We start from the raw sequence: 2,800 nt of genomic DNA on the forward strand, positions 1-2,800 counted from the left end.
ATTAAGATCATCTTTCTTACTCTTTGGTCGTTAGTGCGTGATCAGGAAAATGCGTACTAAAGTAGAATTCCCACTACTAACCCTGCCAAAATAATAACCGGAGCCGGAACTTTAGTGAATTGCAGCAGTAAAGCAGTTGCAATGATTAAGCTGATATTCAAATAAGACAACGTTAAAGGTTCTAACAATAGTAGCGCCGCGGCAATCACCATACCGGCACTAGCGGCTACAATACCTTCTACCGAAGCTTTAATAACTCGGTATTTTTTTAATGCATCCCAAAAGCGAAGCATAAAAAAAATAAGAAAAGTACCTGGCAAAAATATACCCAGCGAGGCGGCCAAAGCGCCGACTATTTCCCCACCTATACCATATTCCCGCATTGCCAGCGAGCCGATAAACGCGCTAAACGAAAAAACTGGCCCCGGAATAGCCTGTACTATCGCGTAGCCCGTCAGAAACTCTTCCGATGTTAAGTACTCTTTGAAATTAACAAATTCAGTATACAGAAGCGGAATAAGAACTTGCCCGCCGCCAAAAATCAGGCTACCGTTGCGGTAGAAGTTTTCAAAAATTCGCACTGGAACGGCTTGGGTAATTCCGGCAGTAATGGCCGCTACAATCAGGATAGAAATCCACAGCGTTAAATTGCCCCACTTTACCGACAGCTTTCCTTTTTCTTCGCGGGGAAGGTGGCGATACTTAATCGCGGTAGCCACTCCAGCTAACAACAATAACAACGGATATATAAAAGGTTTACGAATGAGAAAAGATATAATGGTGGCAACTATCATAATGATAATGCCCGAACGAGTATCTACTACTTTTACACTAAGCGTATAGGCCGCATAGAATACGAAGCCTACTGCTATGGGCAGGATAAAGCGCGTGAAATCTAATGAAAGTTCTCTTTCCTGAATATTTGAAAGAAGAATAGCCGCAGTAGTCATCAGCGAAACTGCTGGGAGCATCCATACTAACAAAGTGAGAAAAGCTAACTTGGGACCACCAATACGGTAGCCAATAGCCGTGATGGTTTGGGTAGAAGACGGGCCCGGTAGAATCTGACAAAGGGCGTGTAACTCCATCAAATCCTTCTCGCTCAGGTAGCGACGCTTTTCTACCATTAGCTTAAGTAGCAACGTTAAATGCGCCTGCGGGCCGCCGAAGGCACTGATGGTAAAAATGAAAACATCGCGTAAGAATATGAAGTACCGCACCCGGCGGATGGATGTGATTACTACTCCTTGGGAGTACCAGGGCCGGTGGCGGTGCTGGTTCAAATTAATAAAGCTATTGCTTTAACCCAATTTCGCGTAGGCGCTCTTCTAAAAACTCGCCAGCAGTCATATCTTCGTACTGCTTAGGCTGATCTTCGCTTATACAAGAATCCAGACAGGTTAAATCCATATCGGCTCGAGGGTGCATAAAAAAGGGTATAGAGTACCGGGGAGTGCCCAGTAATTCACGGGGTGGATTTACTACCCGATGAACGGTAGATTTCAGCGTGTCGTTTGTCAGACGAGCCAACATATCACCTACGTTAACAATAATCTGATCAGGTAGGGCAGTAATAGGTATCCAGGCCCCATCGCGCCGCAGCACTTGCAGTCCTTCCGCACTAGCACCCATCAGTAAAGTGATTAAATTAATATCGCCGTGCTCAGCCGCTCGTACCGCATCATCGGGTACTTCATCTGGGTTCTTAATAGGATAATAATGAATAGCCCGTAGAATACTATTGCCATTGTGCAAGTGCCGACCAAAGTAGTTTTCTTCTAAACCCAAATATAGCGCAATGGCTCGAAGCAGTTGCTGTCCGGCAGATTCTAAGGTTTGGTAGGCTTCTTTGGCAACAGGGTGCATCTGCGGCAGTTTATCCTCTGGCCAAATGTTATCCGGGTAGTTCTCCTTAATTGGGTCATCATCGTCTACGAACTGCCCAATTTGGTAGAATTCCTTGAGATCGGCGGTAGTGCGCCCCTTAGCGTGCTCTTTCCCCTTACTGGTGTAACCCCGCTGCCCGTGTAACTCGGGGCGGTCGTACTGTCGCTTTACCTCTTCCGGTAGAGCAAAAAATTCCTTAACTACTGTATACAGTTTTTCGGTTAGATCATCGGTCAGACCGTGGTTCTTAATAGCTACAAATCCAATCTGATTGAAAGCAGCCCCGAGGGCTGAAACAAATTGTTGTCGCTCGTGAGAAGTGCCTTGCGTAAATTGATGAAGGTCTAAGCTGGGAATATCATTAAACAAATCAGCCATAAATAACTTATTTAGGTAAACCGAGTTAAAAAATTAATTAACACAAATTTTGCGATAACTTCACGTTATATCAAACTTAACACAAACCTACTGAACCATGAAGAGACAATTTCTTACAATAATAGCAATTCTTACTGCTGCCTTATTTTATGCTTGTGGTCCTTCGGGCGAATCCACTCAGGAAACCGCTACCGAACCAATGGAAGAGCCTACGCCCAAATTAAGCATTTCGCCCGCTCCGGATTCACCTGAATACGCTGATGCAATGCTGGAAGCAACGGGTCCTACTGATGGGTCAACATTACCCAGTGGTGACTCAGTAGAGTTTACCTACGGTGTAACCAACTACGAGTTGGGGGTTCCGACTCCTGATGCGGATCAAAAGCCATTAGCGGCTTCGGCCAAAGGGCAGCATGTTCACTTGATCTTGAACAATAATCCTTATTACGCGATCTACCAACCCGAAGGGTTTAAACTAGCGCTGGATGACGGCCATTACGTAGCAATCTCGTTTTTGTCTCGCTCCTACCACGAG

2 protein-coding genes and 1 pseudogene are annotated in these 2,800 nt (G+C 45.4%); 1 reads left to right on the forward strand and 2 read right to left on the reverse strand.

The window, feature by feature from the left end:
- Nucleotides 1-56: 56 nt before the first annotated feature.
- Together chrA and WBA23_RS16625 are read right to left on the reverse strand one after the other, a co-directional pair.
- Complete coding sequence (gene chrA / locus WBA23_RS16620) at nucleotides 57-1,283, reverse strand: chromate efflux transporter (RefSeq protein ID WP_424583409.1); 1,227 nt, start codon at nucleotides 1,281-1,283, stop codon at nucleotides 57-59.
- 10 nt (nucleotides 1,284-1,293) lie between these two features.
- Nucleotides 1,294-2,265 (reverse strand): isopenicillin N synthase family dioxygenase, encoded by a 972-nt coding sequence (locus WBA23_RS16625; RefSeq protein WP_424583410.1) that lies wholly within the window; start codon nucleotides 2,263-2,265, stop codon nucleotides 1,294-1,296.
- Between the two features lie 97 nt (nucleotides 2,266-2,362).
- On the opposite strand from WBA23_RS16625, the pseudogene WBA23_RS16630 reads away from it, so the two are divergent.
- Nucleotides 2,363-2,800: pseudogene (locus tag WBA23_RS16630) on the forward strand (phosphopeptide-binding protein); the annotation flags it as partial.

It is taken from the genome of Tunicatimonas sp. (assembly GCF_049647865.1).
In the GTDB taxonomy this organism is placed as follows: domain Bacteria; phylum Bacteroidota; class Bacteroidia; order Cytophagales; family Cyclobacteriaceae; genus Tunicatimonas.

What these genes read in the sequence shown, in the direction of transcription:
- WBA23_RS16625 (WP_424583410.1), bottom strand. Translation starts at nt 2,265, where the DNA reads ATGGCTGATTTGTTTAATGATATTCCCAGCTTAGACCTTCATCAATTT.